Here is a 14,375-nt window from a genome sequence, read left to right on the forward strand (position 1 = left end):
CGGGAGAGAGTGAACCATGCTGCTGATCCCCTGCCCCCATTGCGGCCCGCGCGAGGAGCGCGAATTCCGCTGCGGCGGCGAATCCCACGTCGCCCGCCCCGCCGTCGCCGAAGCGCCCGACGACCGGACCTTCGCCGAGTATCTCTACGTCCGCACCAACCCGCGGGGCGTGCTGGCCGAGCGCTGGCATCATCTCTACGGCTGCCGGCGCTGGTTCAACCTGCTGCGCGACACGGTGACCCACGAGATCACCGCGGTCTATCCGATGGGCGCGTCCCGTCCGGAGTCCGCGCCATGAGCGGCCAGCCCCACCGTCTGCCGCGCGGCGGCCTGATCGACCGCGGCCAGCCGGTGCGCTTCGTCCATGACGGGCGCTCCTACGAGGGGTTCGCGGGCGACAGCCTCGCCGCCGCCCTGCTGGCCAACGGCGTGCGGGTGGTCGGGCACAGCTTCAAGCTGCACCGTCCGCGCGGCATCCTGGGCAGCGGCGTGGAGGAGCCCAACGGCTTCGTGGAGACCGGGGCCGGCGCATTGGTCGAGCCGCTGGCCGCCGCCACGGCGGTGGAGCTGCGGCCCGGACTGGTGTCGCATGGGCTCGGCGGCTGGCCGTCGGTGCGTTTCGACATCGGTGGTCTGCTGGATTTCGCGGCCCCGCTGCTGCCCGCCGGTTTCTACTACAAGACCTTCAAGGCGCCCGCCGCGCTGTGGCCGCTCTACGAGCGGGTCATCCGCCGCCTCGCCGGCGTCGCCCATGCGCCGGAGGAGCCGGACCCCAGCCGCTACGCCAAACGCTGGCACCACGCCGACGTGGCGGTGGTCGGCGGCGGCCCCGCCGGTCTGGCCGCCGCGCTGGCCGCCGCGGAGGCCGGGGCGCGCGTGCTGCTGGTCGACTCCGACCAGCGGTTGGGCGGCAGCCTGCTCGGCGGGCGGGAGGAGATCGCCGGGCGTCCGGCGCTGGAATGGGTTGAAGCGGTGCGGGCGCGGCTCGCCACCCTGCCGGACGTTGTGGTGCTCACCCGCGCCACGGCGCTTGGGCAGCACGACCACGGATTCCTCAGCGTTCTGGAGCGTACGGCACCCGACACCGACGGTCCGCGCGCCCGGCTGTGGAAGGTCCGCGCCAAGCGGATCGTGCTGGCGACCGGCGCGCTGGAACGGCCGCTGGCCTTCGCCGACAACGACCGTCCGGGGGTGATGCTGGCCGGCGCCGTGCGCAGCTACCTGAACCGCTACGCCGTGGCGCCGGGACGGCGGGCGGTGGTCTTCACCAACAACGACAGCGCCTTGCGCACCGCATTGGACCTGGACGAGGCCGGCGTCGCGGTGGCGGCGGTGGCCGACCTGCGGACGGCGGTGTCCGGCCCCTGGGCGGAGGCGTTGCGCGAGCGCGGCATTCCCCTGCTGACCGGCCATGCGGTCGCCGCCGTACGGGGACGCGGCGCGGTGCGCGGCGTGACCCTCGCGCGCCTGACCGACGACGGCGGCGCCCTGCTGCCGGGCACGGAGCAGGACGTCGCCTGCGACCTGCTGGCCCAGTCCGGCGGCTGGTCGCCCACCGTCCACCTGCACGCCCATGTCGGCGGGCGGCTGCGCTACGACGCGGAGACCGCCGCCCTGCTTCCCATTCCCTGCGAGGGGCCGTGGCGGGTCGCCGGTGCGGCCAACGGCACCTTCGGCCTCGCCGCCGCCCTGGCCGAGGGGACGGAGGCCGGTCGGGAGGCGGCGGAACGCGCCGGCCATACGCCGGGCGCCCCTTCGCCCGCCCTGGCCGCCAGCCCCACCCCGCCGCTGGCGCCGCGCGCCCTGTGGCGCATCCCGGCCCTGTCGCGGCGGGCGCGGCGCTTCGTCGATCTGCACAACGACGTGACGGTGGCGGATGTGGAGCTGGCCGTCCGCGAGGGCTACCGCTCCGTCGAGCATCTGAAGCGCTACACCACCGCCGGCATGGGGCCGGACCAGGGGCGCACCGGCAACCTGCTCGCCCTGGGCATCCTGGCGGAGGAGCGCGGCGAGCCCATCGACGCGGTCGGCACCACCACCTACCGCCCGCCCTACGTGCCGGTGCCCTTCGGCGCGCTGGCCGGGCGGGACGTCGGCGCGCTGTACGAGCCGGTGGCCGTCACCCCCGTCGATTCCCGGCACGCCGCCGCCGGGGCGGAGTTCCAGAACGCCGGGTCCTGGCGCCGCCCGGTCCTGTTCCCCCGCCCCGGCGAGGAGCGCGCCGCCGCCATCGCCCGGGAGGCGCTGACCGTGCGACGGGCCGCCGGGCTGTTCGACAGCTCCACGCTGGGCAAGATCGAGCTGCACGGGCCGGACGCGGTGGAACTGCTGGAGCGCGTCTATGCCAACCGCTGGCGCTCGCTGCCGGTGGGAGCGGCGCGCTACGGCCTGATGCTGCGCGACGACGGGACGATCCTCGACGACGGGGTGACGGCGCGGCTGGGCGAGAACCGCTATCTGGTCAGCAAGACCAGCGGCGGCGCCCGCGCCGTCCACGACTGGCTGGAGGAATGGCTCCAGTGCGACTGGCCGGATCTCGACGTGGCGGTGATCCCCGTCACCGCCCAATGGGCCAGCGTCACCGTCGCCGGGCCGAATGCCCGCGCCGTGCTGGGCAGCGCCGTTCTGGGCAGCGCTGGGACCGATATCGACCTGTCCGCCGCCGCCTTCCCCCACATGGCGGTGCGCGAGGGGCAGGTCGCCGGCCTGCCGGCGCGGGTCTTCCGGGTCAGCTTCACCGGAGAGCTGTCCTACGAGGTCAACGTGCCCGCCGGCCACGGCCCCGCCCTGTGGGACGCGCTGCTGGAGGCCGGGCGGGGCTTCGGCATCGCGCCCTTCGGGCTGGAGGCCGTGCACATCCTGCGCGCCGAGAAGGGCTACGTCATCCTGGGCCAGGACACCGACGGGTCGCAGACCCCGCATGACATCGGCCTGTCCGCCCTGGTCGCCGACCGCAAGCTGGACTTCGTGGGCAAGCGCGGGATGCTCCGCCGCCATCTCGCCGGGCCGGGCCGGCTCCAGCTCGTCGGGCTGTTGACGGAGGACCCGGCGGCGGTGCTGCCGGAAGGCGCCTGCATCGTGGAGACCACCGACCGGCGCCCGCCGGTGCCGAAGCTGGGGACCGTCACCTCCGCCTACGCCAGCCCCGCGCTCGGCCGCTCCATCGCGCTGGCGCTGCTGCGCGACGGGCGGGAGCGGATCGGCCGGACGGTCACGGTGAACGGCGACGGGGACTTCGTCCGCGCCACCGTGACCGAGCCGCGATTCTACGATCCGGAAGGACACCGCCTCCATGCCTGACGACCTGACGAAAGCCGGGCGCCCAACGCCGCGCAGCGCCTTCGCGGGGGTGGCGCCGGGGGGCCTCTTCGAGCGTCCCGGCGTCATCCGCCTGCGCGATCCCGGCCACCGGCCCAAGGCGCTGCTGCGCGGGCGCTTCACGCCCGCGTGGAGCGCCGCCGTCGCGGGCGTGCTGGGCGTCGCCCCGCCGGAGCAGCCGGGGGCCGCCGCGCGCTCCCCGGTTGCCGAACTCCTGTGGCTCGGCCCCGACGAATGGCTGGTGCTGGGGAGCGGGCCGGGCAGCCTCGCCCCCGCCCTGCTGCGCGCCGGGCTGGCCGCGGCGGAGGTGGGCGACGGCCTGCCGGACCTCGAACTGTCCGGCCCGCGCGCCCGCGAGGTTCTGGCCGGCGGCACCGCGCTCGACCTGCACCCCGCCGCCTTCCCGGCGGGCCGGGCAACGCGCACGCGGCTGGGGCGCATCGGCGTCCTGCTGCAACGGGCGGAGGATGGCGCCAATGGTCCAGTCTTCCGCCTCCACGTCGAACGGCCCTGGGCCGGATACCTGTGGTCCTGGCTGGCCGACGCCGCGCTCGACCACCCTTCGAACGACGAGAGTTTCCCCCGATGAGCCTGCACGAGTCCCTGACCGTCATCGACGGCCTGATCGTTTCCCGCTGGAGCCGTTCGGTGTTCGAGAGCATGCAGCGGGGCGGAATCGCCGCCGCCAACTGCACCTGCTCCGTCTGGGAGGGCCTGGAGCCATCGCTGCACGCCGTCGCCCAGTGGAAGGTCCGGCTGCGCGAACACGCCGACCTGCTGGCCCCGGTGCACCGGGTGGAGGACATCGCCCGCGCCAAGGAGACGGGGCGGGTCGGGGTGATCCTCGGCTGGCAGAACTCCACCGGATTCGGCGACCATCTGCCCTATGTGGCGCTGTTCCACGAGCTGGGCTTGAGGGTCGTGCAGCTCACCTACCACACGGCCAATTCGGTCGGATCGGGGTGCCTGGAGAGCCGCGACGGCGGGCTGACCGACTTCGGCCACGATCTGGTGGCGGAGCTGAACCGCGTCGGCATCCTGATCGACCTCAGCCATGTCGGGTCGCGCACCGCGGAGGAGGCGATCCTCGCCTCCCGCCAGCCGGTCGCCTACACCCACTGCGCGCCCAGGGCGCTGAAGGACCACCCGCGCAACAAGACCGACGCGGAGCTGCGCTTCATCGCGGAGCGCGGCGGCGTGGTCGGCGTGACCATGTTCCCGCCCTTCATGCCGCGCGGCAACGACAGCACCATCGACGATTACCTGGACGCCGTCGAGCACACCGTGAATCTGTGCGGCGAGGATCACGTCGCCATCGGCACCGACTTCACCCAGGACGTGGACGCGGACGGCATCCGATACTTCACGCTCGACAAGGGCACCGGGCGCCGCCTGCTGGAGGTCGGGGAGGTGCGCAACCCGCCGGGATTCGAGCGGCTGGACGGCTTTCCCAACCTGACCGCCGCCATGGAGCGCCGCCGCTGGCCGGAGCCGCGCATCGCCAAGCTGCTGGGCGGCAACTGGCTGCGCCTGTTCGGCGAGGTCTGGCGCGACCCGGCGGGCCGCTGAGGCGACGGAGGAGCATCCGATCATGGACCGCAAGACAGCCGCCGACTTCTTCGGGCGAGCGGTGCCCGATGCCTTCATCGCCGACACGCCGGAGGCAGAACGCCCCGCCGTCGCCGCGATGCTGGAGGGCTCCAAGGGCTTCTTCGATGGCTGCGCCCGCCATCAGGTGGTCGCGGAGGTCGTGGAGGCCGAGCGCTGCATGGCCGGGGTCCGCGTCGGCCAGCGCTACGTCATGCAGGGCGCGAACCTCGACCCGGCGCAGACGACCGGGCCGGTCTGCGTCTTCCTGATGGGGATGCTGGCGCAGCGCGTCGGCATCGCCTTCGACCGCTTCGGGCGGGAGGGTGCGGTGTCCCTGTCCCTGCCGGGCGCCCACTGCACCGACCCCGGCCCGGCGGTCGGCGGCTTCGGCGCGGTGAAGGTGCGCATGTGGATCGAGCCGGTCCCGGATGCGGCTCCTGCGGGAGAGCAAGCATGACCATCGACACCGCCGCCGTGGACGCGCTGGCCGCGGATGTGGCGCACGCTTTGGACCGGCTGGGCGACACCGGCGGGAACTGGGTGCCGCCCACCCCCGGCATCGACCATGACGTGGTTGTCGTCGGCGCCGGGCAGAGCGGGCTGGCCGTTGCCTTCGCGCTGCGCCGGGCGGGCATCACCAACATCACCGTCATCGACGCCGCGGAGGAAGGCCGCGAGGGCGTGTGGGAAACCACCGCCCGCATGCAGACCCTGCGGTCGGTGAAGACCCTGCCCGGCCCGGAACTCGGCCTGCCCGGCCTGACCTTCCGATCCTGGTACGAGGCGGCGTTCGGGGCGGACGCCTACGCCGTCCTCGGGCGCATCCCGCGCACGGTGTGGGCGGATTATGTGCGCTGGTACCGGCGTGCGACTGGGATCGCCGTGCGCAACCGCACCCGCCTGACCCGCATCGAACCGCTGGACGCCACGGCGCCGCACGGCTTCCGTCTGAGTCTGGAGCGGGATGGCGAGGCTCGGACCGAGACCGCGCGCAAGCTGGTGCTGGCGACCGGGATGGACGGCAGCGGCGGCCCCTTCGTCCCGCCGGTCATCGCGGACAGCCTGCCGCGGAGCCTCTACGCTCACACCGATGATCCCATCGACTTCGCGGCGCTTGGCGGGAAGGTGATCGGCGTTCTCGGGGCGGCCTCCTCCGCCTTCGACACCGCCGCCACCGCTCTGGAGCAAGGCGCCGCCGCCGTCCATCTGTTCTGCCGCAACGCCGACCTGACGCGGGTCACCACGGTCAAGGGCCTGTCCTACGCCGGCGCGCTCGACCATTTCCACGAGCTGCCGGACGCCGACCGCTGGAGCCTGATGCGGCGCTTCTTCGCGAACGCGCCCGGCCCGATGCCGGACACGGTGCGCCGTGCCACGCGCTTTGCCAACTTCCACCTGCATCTCGCCGCCGGCTGGATCGCGGCGCACGACGCCGGGGGGACCGTCGAGGTGGAGGCGGCCGACGGGCGTCACCGCTTCGATTGTGTGATCGCCGGCACCGGCTACCGCACCGACCTCGCCCGCCGTCCGGAACTGGCCGGCTTTGCGGAGACCATCGCCCTCTGGCGCGACCGCTACGCCCCGCCGCCCGGCGAGGAGGACGCGGGGCTGGCCGCCAACCCCTATCTGGGGCCGGGCTTCGAGTTCGTGGAGAAGGCGCCCGGCACGGCGCCCTTTCTGAAGGACATCCACAATTTCACCTACGGCGGCGTCGTCAGCCATGGGCGCGCGGTCGGGGAGATCGCCAGCCTGAGGCACGGCGTTCCCCGCCTCGTTTCCGCCATCGGGCGCGACCTGTGGCTCGCCGACCGCGCGGCGCATCTGGAGCGCCTGCGCGCCTTCGACACCCCCGACCTGACCGGCGAGGAGTACGTCCACGCGCTGTGGCGCCCGCCGGTCGATTCATCCTCGTTCCGAGACACGGAAACACCGACATGACCGACCTTCGATCCATCCGCCGCCGCAGCTTCCTGTTCGTGTCCGGCCTCCGCCCCGACCGCTTCGCCAAGGCGCTGGAGACGGGTGCGGACGTGGTGTGCATCGACCTTGAGGACGCCGTCGCTCCCGACCGCAAGGACGAAGCGCGCGCCCTCTCCCTGCCCGCCTATCACGGGCAGCGCGCCGCGCGGGCGGAAAAGGCCCTGCGCATCAACAGCATCCGCTCCCCGGAAGGGATCGCCGACATCGGCGCCATCCTGACGCTGGAGACCCTGCCCGACGCGCTGGTCCTGCCCAAGGTGCGCTCCGCCGACGAGGTGCGGATCGTCGCCGACCTGCTGCGCTCGCGCCCCGAGCCGGTGGCCCTCTACGTCATCATCGAGACGGCGGAGGGGCTGGAACGGGTGGCCGAGATCGCCGAGGCCGATCCCTCCATCATCGCCCTGTTCATCGGCGCCGTCGACCTGTCGGCGGAACTGCGCGTCCGCCCGACCTGGGACGCTTTGCTCTACGCTCGCTCGCGCATCGTGCACGCGGCGGCGCGGGCCGGCGTCGCCGTGCTGGACGTGCCCTTCCTCGACCTGGAGGACGCCGCCGGGCTGGAAACGGAGGCCCGCCGCGCCGCCGCCCTGGGCTTCACCGGCAAGGCGCTGATCCATCCCGGCCATCTGGCGGCCATCCACGCCGCCTTCACGCCGACGGCGGAGGAGGTGGCCCACGCCCGCCGCATCATCGCCGCCTTCCAGGAGAGCACGACCGGCCTCGTCGTGGTGGACGGCAAGCTGATCGAGAAGCCGGTGGTCCGCGAGATGGAGCGCATCCTCCTCACCGCCGGCGCCGCTGCCTGATCCTCGCCCGTCCAACCCCCATTCGTCCCACTGGAAAGACCGCATTCATCATGAAGCGCCTCATCCTCGCCGCCACCGGCCTGCTGGTCGCCCTGGCCGCCCCGGCCTACGCCCAGACCATCAAGGTCGGCGCCACCTCCGGCCCGCACGCCCAGATCCTGGAAGTCGTCAAGGCCAACGCCGCCAAGGACGGGCTGGACATCCAGATCGTCGAATTCACCGAATACATACAGCCGAACGCCGCGCTGGCCGCCGGCGACCTGGAGGCCAACTCCTACCAGCATCTGCCCTTCCTGAAGGCGCAGATCGACGCCCGCGGCTACGACATCGTGCCGGTCGGCAAGACGACGCTGTTCCCCATCGCCGTCTATTCCAAGCGCCACAAGACGGTGGCCGACCTGCCGGTGGGCGCTTCCATCTCCATCCCCAACGACCCCAGCAACGGCGCCCGCTCGCTCCTGCTGCTGGAGAGCGCCGGGCTGATCACGCTGAAGCCGGGGGCTGGCATCAAGGCCACCCCGCTCGACATCGTCGGGAACCCGAAGAAACTGAAGATCGTGGAGCTGGAATCGCCGCAGCTCGTCCATTCGCTGGACGACGTGGACGCGTCGGCCGTCAACACCAACTACGCGCTGGAGGCCAAGCTGAACCCGGTCAAGGATTCGCTGATCCTGGAAAGCCCGCAGTCGCAGTACACCTGCGAGATCGTCGTGCGCCGGAAGGACGCCGACCAGCCGTGGGTGAAGAAATTCGTCGCCGCCTACCAGTCGCCGGTGGTCAAGGAGTTCATCCAGACCAAGTTCAACGGCGCCGCCGTCCCCGGCTGGTAAGGAACGGAACAGGGCTCAGCCGATGCCGAGGCTGAGCCCGCCGTCCACCGGCAGGCACACGCCGGTGATGTAGCGCGCCTCGTCGGACGCCAGGAAGACCGACGCCGCGGCGATGTCCCAGGCCGTCCCCTGGAAGCCCAGCGGGCACAGCGCATCGCGCGCCCGGCGCATCTCCCCGGCGTCCTTGTAATGGGCGGCGATCTGGCTGCGGGCCATCGGCGTGTCGATCAGGCCGGGCATGACGGCGTTGGCGCGGATTCCGTCGCGGGCGTGCTGGCGGGCCACCGCGACGGTGAACTGGTTGACCCCGGCCTTCGCCGCCGCGTAGCCGATGTAGGGGTAGGCCCAGCGGATCGCGGCGATGGAGGAGATGTTTACGATCGCCCCCGACCGTTGCGCCACCATCACCGGCAACACCTGCTTGCAGGTCAGGAAGACGCCGGTCAGGTCGGTGTCGAGCACCCGGCGCCAGCTCTCCTCGCTGGTCTCCACCGGCCCGCCGGGCTCGGTGATGCCGACGTTGTTGTGCAGGATGTCGATGCGCCCGTGGGCGGCGAGCGTCCGTTCGGCCGCCGCCGCGATCTCCGGCCCTTTCGTCACGTCGGCGGTGACGGCCAGCGCCGCGAAGCCTTCCGTGGCGATCAGGGCGGCGGTCTCCTCCGCGGCCTCCGCCACCTTGTCCACGGCGACCACGCGGGCGCCCTCGCGGGCATAGGCGACCGCCGTCGCCTTGCCGTTGCCCCAGCCGGGGGCGGAGGAACCCGCGCCAAAGACCAGCGCCACCTTGCCGGCCAGACGTCCGGCCTTCGCTTCGCTCATGATGCGCGTCTCACTCGTAGCCCAGCGTGTGGGGAATCCACAGGGCGAGTTGCGGCAGGGCGGCGACCAGGGCCAGCGCCACGAACATCGCCAGGATCAGCCAGCCGACCCAGCGCACCGTCGCCTCCATGGTGGTTCCGGCGATCTTGCAGGTGACCATCAGGTTGACGGCCATGGGGGGCGTGAACTGGCCGATGGCCAGCTTCATGGTCAGGATCACCCCGAACCACACCAGATCCCACTGGAAGTGGTTGGCGATGGGTACCAGGATCGGCAGCAGGATCAGGAAGGTGGACACGCCGTCCAGGAACATCCCGATCACCACCAGCACGCCGATCAGCAGCGCCAGCACGCCGTATTCGCCGATCCCCAGCCCCAGGATGCCCCGCGCCACCGGGTCGATGATGCCGAGCGTCGCGGTCGCCCAGGCGAAGACGCCGGCCAGCGCCACCACCGTCAGGATCACCCCCGACACCTCCGCCGCCTCGACCAGCAGGCCGTAGAGGTCGCGCAGGGTCAGGGTGCGGTAGACGAAGAAGCCGACGAACAGGCCGTAGGCCGCGGCGACCACCGCCGCCTCGGTCGGGGTGAACAGCCCGCCGCGCAGCCCGCCGAGGATGACCACCGGGGCCATCAGACCCCACACCGCCTCGCGCAAGGCGGGCCACAGCGGCGGGCGCGCCTCGCCCTCCCGCGCCGTCTCGCCGAAGCCGTGGCGGCGCGACAGCCAGACCGCCGGGACGATCAGCGCCAGACCAGCGAGGATGCCCGGCACGATCCCGGCGGCGAACAGGGCCGGAACCGACGCCTGCGGCACCAGGATGCTGTAGACGATGAAGGCGATGGAGGGCGGAATCAGGATGTCGGTCGCCGCCGCGGCGCCGATGACGCTGGCCGTGAAGGCGCGGGGATAGCCCTCCTTCAGCATGGCCGCGGTCATCACGGCGCCGACCGCGGCGGAGGTCGCCGGGCCGGAGCCGGAGATGCCGCCCATGAACATCGCGACGACGATGGCGACCGCCGGCAGCGCCCCCTGCCGCTTGCCGACCACCGCCAGGGCGAAGGCGACCAGCCGCGCCGCCACCCCCGACCGCTCGAAGATCAGCCCGGTCAGGACGAACATCGGAATGGCGAGCAGCGGGTACTTCGCCACCCCGGTGTAGACCGTGGTGGACAGCGACAGGATGCCCGAGCCCTCCAGCGCGATGGCGACGGCCCCGGCGAACGCCAGCCCCACCCCGATGGGCACGCCGAGGAACAGCAGCAGGAAGAAGCCGGCGAACAGCAGCAGCGGGATCATGGCTCGCCGGCCCCCGCCCGCAGGATGTCCGGCCGCCGGACCACCCGCACCGCCCGCCCGAGCGCCCGCAGCGTGACCACCGCCGACAGCAGCGGAAGCCACAGCGTGTAGAGCCATTGCGGCACGCCGAGACCGGGCGAGGAAATCTCGAACCGGTACTCGTCGATGGTCATCAATGTGCCCAGCGCGACCAGCGCCCCGAACACCAGGGCCGTGACGCCGAGCGCCAGCAGCTCCGCCCGCAACCGCCCGCGCGGCCCGAACCGGTCGATCAGGAAGCCGATGCGGATGTGATGGTCGCGCGCCACCGCAACCGAGGCGCCCAGCAGGGTCATCACCACCATCAGGACGATGGCGTATTCCTCCGTGAAGGCCAGCGAGACGTTGGTGGTGTAGCGCGTCACCACGTTGGCGAAGGTGATCAGCCCCATGACCGCAATCGCGGCGGCGGCCAGCGCCTCCTCGATGGCAAGGGGGACGCGGGGCGTGTCCGCGCCAGATTCGGGGTTGGGTTCGGCCATCGCGGGTCTCAGCGGCTCCTCGCCACGGCCTCTTCGGCCTTGCGCACGAGGTCGGCGCCGACCGTCTGCGTCCATTTCTCGTAGACCGGGCGGGTCGCCTTGCGGAAGGCCGCCACATCGGTCTGCTCCGTGGTCACCACCTGCACCCCGTGGGACGCCAGGGCGGTCAGGGCGGAGCGGTCCTCGGCGGTCAGGCCCTGGCGCGACAGGGCGGTGAACTCGGCGGCGGCCTGCACCGCAGCGTCGTGGACGAGCGCCCGGTCCTCCGGCGTCCAGCTCTCCCACACCTCCTTGTTGGCGATGAACAGCCCGGCGTCGGCGATGTAGTTCCACAGCGTCAGATGCTTCTGGTTCAGGCCGTAGAGCTTGGCGGCGAGGAACAGGCTGACCGGGTTCTCCTGCCCGTCCACGGCGCCGGTGGACAGGGCGGGCTGCAGGTCGGCGAAGGTCATCTGGGTCGGGTTGGCGCCCAGCGCGGTGAAGATGTCGTTGAAGATGGGCGACCCGACGACGCGGACCTTCAGCCCCTTCAGATCATCCGGCGTGCGCACCGGCTTTTTCGAGTTGGACAGGGCGCGGAACCCATTCTCGCCCACGGCCAGCGGCATGACCTGCTTGGATTCCAGGATGCCGAACAGCGCCTTGCCCGGCTCGCCCTGGGCGACCGCGTCGAACGCCTTGCTGTCCGGGAACAGGAAGGGCAGCGAGAAGAGGTTGGCCTCCTTCACCGTCGGCGACAGGTTGATGGTGGAGTTCACCAGCAGGTCGATGGAGCCCTGGCGCAGTCCGGTGAACTCCCGCGTGTTGTCGCCGCCGACGAGGCTGGAGCCGGGATAGACCTTCACGGTGATGCGGCCCCCGGTCTTCTCGGTGACCAGCTCGGCCCAGCGGTAGGCCCCCTCCGCGATGGGGATGGGGCGGCTGCCGACCACCGACAGCTTGTATTCGCTCTTGTACTCGGCCGCGCCAGCGGGCACGGAGACGGCGGCCAGCGCGCCGAACAGGGTCAGCGCGGCGGCCAGCAGGGGGCGCGTTCTCGTCAGCATGAACAGGAACTCCGAAGAGGGGAATGGGGTCAGGAGCGCCAGGAGACCAGACCGGCGGCCGCGGCGGCGACCGCCGGGGCGGTGATCCGGCTCGCCGGTTCCAGCGCCGGGGAATAGGGGACGGGGATGCGCGGGGCGCCCAGCCGGCGCACCGGCGCCTTCAGCGCGCCGAACAGCGCGTCGGCCACGGTCGCCGCGATCTCCGCGCCGAAGCCGGCCACCTCGACCGCCTCGTGCACCACCAGCAGCCGCCCGGTGCGGGCGACTGAATCCAGAACCGCGCCGCGGTCCCACGGCCACAGACTGCGCAGGTCGAGGATGTCCAGCGACACGCCCTGCGTCTCGGCCAGGGTGGCGGCTTCCTCGGCGATGCGGACGCCGCCGGACCAGGTGACGACGGTCACGTCGCGGCCCTCGCGCACGCGGCGGGCGACGCCGATCGGCACCTCCCAGTCGCCGTCCAGCGGCACCTCGCCCTCCGCGGGCCACAGGTCCTTGTGCTCCAGATGGACCACCGGGTCATCGGAACGGATGGCGGCGCGGAGCAGCCCGTAATTGTCGGCGGGCGTCGCCGGGGCCAGCACGACGAGGCCGGGGATGTGGACGTACCAGGACTCCAGCGACTGCGAATGCTGGGCGGCGGAGTTGCTCCACAGCCCGACCGGCTGGCGCACCACCAGCGGCACGCGGGCCTGCCCGCCGAACATGTAGCGCGCCTTGGCCGCCTGGTTGACCAGCTCGTCCACCGCGCAGAGCGCGAAGTCGGAGAAGCGCATCTCCACCACCGGACGGGTGCCGAGCAGGGCGGCGCCGACCGCGCCGCCCATGATGGCGGCCTCGGAGATCGGCGTGTCGACGACGCGGGTCGGGCCGAATTCGGCCTGGAGCCCCTGGTACTGGCCGAACACACCGCCGCGGCCGATGTCCTCGCCGAGCGTCCAGACGGCGGGATCGGCGGCCAGCTCGTGGGCGAGGGCGAGGCGCGCCGCCTCGCGGTAGGTCAGGCGGCTCATTGCGGCGCTCCGATGTCCTGTACGTCGGTGAAGGCGGTGCCGAGGTCCGGCCAGGGGCTGTCCAGAGCCGTGGCGAGGGCGGCGGCCAGCGCCTCGCGCTCGTGGCGCTCGACACGCTCCAGCGCGTCCGGCGTCACGCCGAGTCCGGCCAGCGTGGCGGCGGCGCGGCGGATCGGGTCGTTGCCGGCGAGCTGCGCCTGCACCTCCGCCGCGTCGCGGTAGGTGGCCGGGTCGCTGGAGGTGTGGCCGCGGAAACGGTAGGTGCGGGCGTGCAGGAATTGCGGCCCTCCGCCCTCGCGCACGGCGCGGACGAGGGCCGCCGCCGCCGCGTCCACCGCCGCCAGGTCGTTGCCGTCCACCACGGTGACCGGGATGCCCAGGCTTTCCGCCCGAACGCCGGGGCCGCCGCCCGCCGACACGCTGCCGGTGCGGGTGGTGGCGCCATAGCCGTTGTCCTCGCAGACGAACAGCACCGGCAGGCGGAAGGCGGCGGCCCAGTTCAACGCCTCCAGGAAGGGGCCGCGGTTGGTGGCGCCGTCGCCGAAGAAGCAGACGGCGATCCGGTCCTCGCCCTTCAGCGCGATGGCGTGGGCGGCGCCGACCGCGATGGGCAGGCCGGCGGCCACGACGCCGTTGGCGCCCAGCATGCCGACCGAGAAGTCGGCGATGTGCATCGATCCGCCCTTGCCGCCGCAGGTGCCCCCGGCCCGCCCGCACAGCTCGCGGAACATGGCCAGCGGGTCGGCGCCCTTGGCGATGGTGTGGCCATGGCCGCGGTGCGTGCTGGTCAGCACGTCGTCCTCGCGCAGATTCGCCCCGACCGCGGCGGCGATGGCCTCCTGCCCGATGGACAGATGGATGTAGCCCGCCACCTGCCCGGCCTTGTGGGCCTCGTCGGCCAGCGTTTCGAAGACGCGAATCCGCTGCATCGTGGCGTACAGCCCCAGGAGCCGCTCCGCATCGGGTGCAGCGGCGTCCGGGGGCGAACTCGGTAGTGCCATGGATGTCCGTGCCTTGATTATCTATTTTCCTACTAGGTAAATTGAGTTTATTCACACCCGCATATGCATTTCCAGAAGATTTTTGGCAAACCAGAAGATTATGCTTTCCTTAATATGTAAAATATCGGCGGGTGGCCACGGGGGTCGGTGG

At 72.2% G+C, this 14,375-nt stretch carries 14 protein-coding genes; 8 read left to right on the forward strand and 6 right to left on the reverse strand.

The annotated features are described in order from the left end of the window. The first annotated feature begins 16 nt into the window (after positions 1-16). The 8 genes from DXK32_RS16765 to DXK32_RS16800 are packed head-to-tail and all read left to right on the forward strand — an operon-like array spanning position 17 to position 8,524. Entirely contained in the window at positions 17-298 is a 282-nt protein-coding gene (locus tag DXK32_RS16765; RefSeq protein ID WP_109067927.1) for a sarcosine oxidase subunit delta, read from the forward strand. Continuing rightward, the gene (locus tag DXK32_RS16770) at positions 295-3,300 is read left to right on the forward strand and encodes a sarcosine oxidase subunit alpha family protein (protein ID WP_114859564.1); all 3,006 of its coding nucleotides are present in this window, start codon (positions 295-297) and stop codon (positions 3,298-3,300) included. Before DXK32_RS16765 ends, DXK32_RS16770 begins: the two co-directional genes overlap by 4 nt. After that, complete coding sequence (locus DXK32_RS16775) at positions 3,293-3,907, forward strand: sarcosine oxidase subunit gamma (RefSeq protein WP_114859565.1); 615 nt, start codon at positions 3,293-3,295, stop codon at positions 3,905-3,907. Before DXK32_RS16770 ends, DXK32_RS16775 begins: the two co-directional genes overlap by 8 nt. Then, entirely contained in the window at positions 3,904-4,887 is a 984-nt protein-coding gene (locus DXK32_RS16780; RefSeq protein WP_114859566.1) for a dipeptidase, read from the forward strand. Before DXK32_RS16775 ends, DXK32_RS16780 begins: the two co-directional genes overlap by 4 nt. Positions 4,888-4,909: 22 nt before the next feature. After that, the gene (locus DXK32_RS16785) at positions 4,910-5,365 is read left to right on the forward strand and encodes a hypothetical protein (RefSeq protein WP_114859567.1); all 456 of its coding nucleotides are present in this window, start codon (positions 4,910-4,912) and stop codon (positions 5,363-5,365) included. Continuing rightward, on the forward strand, positions 5,362-6,846 hold the full coding sequence (locus DXK32_RS16790) for an FAD/NAD(P)-binding protein (protein WP_114859568.1): 1,485 nt from the start codon (positions 5,362-5,364) through the stop codon (positions 6,844-6,846). Before DXK32_RS16785 ends, DXK32_RS16790 begins: the two co-directional genes overlap by 4 nt. Continuing rightward, entirely contained in the window at positions 6,843-7,694 is an 852-nt protein-coding gene (locus DXK32_RS16795) for an HpcH/HpaI aldolase/citrate lyase family protein (protein ID WP_114859569.1), read from the forward strand. Before DXK32_RS16790 ends, DXK32_RS16795 begins: the two co-directional genes overlap by 4 nt. Before the next feature lie 50 nt (positions 7,695-7,744). Beyond that, positions 7,745-8,524 carry a MetQ/NlpA family ABC transporter substrate-binding protein gene (locus DXK32_RS16800; protein ID WP_114859570.1) on the forward strand — a complete coding sequence of 260 codons (780 nt, stop codon included), beginning with the start codon at positions 7,745-7,747 and terminating at the stop codon, positions 8,522-8,524. Between the two features lie 15 nt (positions 8,525-8,539). Here DXK32_RS16800 and DXK32_RS16805 read toward each other — a convergent pair whose 3' ends face one another. Genes DXK32_RS16805 through DXK32_RS16830 form a run of 6 tightly spaced genes read right to left on the reverse strand, consistent with a single transcriptional unit; the run spans position 8,540 to position 14,224 of the window. After that, complete coding sequence (locus DXK32_RS16805) at positions 8,540-9,343, reverse strand: SDR family NAD(P)-dependent oxidoreductase (protein ID WP_114859571.1); 804 nt, start codon at positions 9,341-9,343, stop codon at positions 8,540-8,542. Between the two features lie 10 nt (positions 9,344-9,353). Further along, the gene (locus DXK32_RS16810; RefSeq protein WP_114859572.1) at positions 9,354-10,643 is read right to left on the reverse strand and encodes a TRAP transporter large permease; all 1,290 of its coding nucleotides are present in this window, start codon (positions 10,641-10,643) and stop codon (positions 9,354-9,356) included. Further along, positions 10,640-11,164: a TRAP transporter small permease gene (locus tag DXK32_RS16815; RefSeq protein WP_114859573.1), complete on the reverse strand. Its 525-nt coding sequence runs from the start codon at positions 11,162-11,164 to the stop codon at positions 10,640-10,642. The genes DXK32_RS16810 and DXK32_RS16815 overlap by 4 nt, the downstream gene beginning before the upstream one ends. An 8-nt stretch (positions 11,165-11,172) precedes the next feature. Beyond that, positions 11,173-12,210 carry a DctP family TRAP transporter solute-binding subunit gene (locus DXK32_RS16820; protein ID WP_114859574.1) on the reverse strand — a complete coding sequence of 346 codons (1,038 nt, stop codon included), beginning with the start codon at positions 12,208-12,210 and terminating at the stop codon, positions 11,173-11,175. A 29-nt stretch (positions 12,211-12,239) separates the two neighbouring features. Continuing rightward, on the reverse strand, positions 12,240-13,223 hold the full coding sequence (locus DXK32_RS16825) for an alpha-ketoacid dehydrogenase subunit beta (protein ID WP_114859575.1): 984 nt from the start codon (positions 13,221-13,223) through the stop codon (positions 12,240-12,242). Then, entirely contained in the window at positions 13,220-14,224 is a 1,005-nt protein-coding gene (locus tag DXK32_RS16830; RefSeq protein WP_114859576.1) for a thiamine pyrophosphate-dependent dehydrogenase E1 component subunit alpha, read from the reverse strand. The genes DXK32_RS16825 and DXK32_RS16830 overlap by 4 nt, the downstream gene beginning before the upstream one ends. Between the last annotated feature and the right edge of the window lie 151 nt (positions 14,225-14,375).

Source organism: Azospirillum brasilense (assembly GCF_003349955.1).
Lineage (GTDB): Bacteria > Pseudomonadota > Alphaproteobacteria > Azospirillales > Azospirillaceae > Azospirillum > Azospirillum brasilense_B.

Coding starts and splice junctions, on each gene's coding strand:
- DXK32_RS16810 (WP_114859572.1), bottom strand. CDS start 10,643: ATGATCCCGCTGCTGCTGTTCGCCGGCTTCTTCCTGCTGCTGTTCCTC.
- DXK32_RS16780 (WP_114859566.1), top strand. CDS start 3,904: ATGAGCCTGCACGAGTCCCTGACCGTCATCGACGGCCTGATCGTTTCC.
- DXK32_RS16820 (WP_114859574.1), bottom strand. CDS start 12,210: ATGCTGACGAGAACGCGCCCCCTGCTGGCCGCCGCGCTGACCCTGTTC.
- DXK32_RS16825 (WP_114859575.1), bottom strand. CDS start 13,223: ATGAGCCGCCTGACCTACCGCGAGGCGGCGCGCCTCGCCCTCGCCCAC.
- DXK32_RS16800 (WP_114859570.1), top strand. CDS start 7,745: ATGAAGCGCCTCATCCTCGCCGCCACCGGCCTGCTGGTCGCCCTGGCC.
- DXK32_RS16805 (WP_114859571.1), bottom strand. CDS start 9,343: ATGAGCGAAGCGAAGGCCGGACGTCTGGCCGGCAAGGTGGCGCTGGTC.
- DXK32_RS16775 (WP_114859565.1), top strand. CDS start 3,293: ATGCCTGACGACCTGACGAAAGCCGGGCGCCCAACGCCGCGCAGCGCC.
- DXK32_RS16770 (WP_114859564.1), top strand. CDS start 295: ATGAGCGGCCAGCCCCACCGTCTGCCGCGCGGCGGCCTGATCGACCGC.
- DXK32_RS16795 (WP_114859569.1), top strand. CDS start 6,843: ATGACCGACCTTCGATCCATCCGCCGCCGCAGCTTCCTGTTCGTGTCC.
- DXK32_RS16815 (WP_114859573.1), bottom strand. CDS start 11,164: ATGGCCGAACCCAACCCCGAATCTGGCGCGGACACGCCCCGCGTCCCC.
- DXK32_RS16830 (WP_114859576.1), bottom strand. CDS start 14,224: ATGGCACTACCGAGTTCGCCCCCGGACGCCGCTGCACCCGATGCGGAG.
- DXK32_RS16765 (WP_109067927.1), top strand. CDS start 17: ATGCTGCTGATCCCCTGCCCCCATTGCGGCCCGCGCGAGGAGCGCGAA.
- DXK32_RS16790 (WP_114859568.1), top strand. CDS start 5,362: ATGACCATCGACACCGCCGCCGTGGACGCGCTGGCCGCGGATGTGGCG.
- DXK32_RS16785 (WP_114859567.1), top strand. CDS start 4,910: ATGGACCGCAAGACAGCCGCCGACTTCTTCGGGCGAGCGGTGCCCGAT.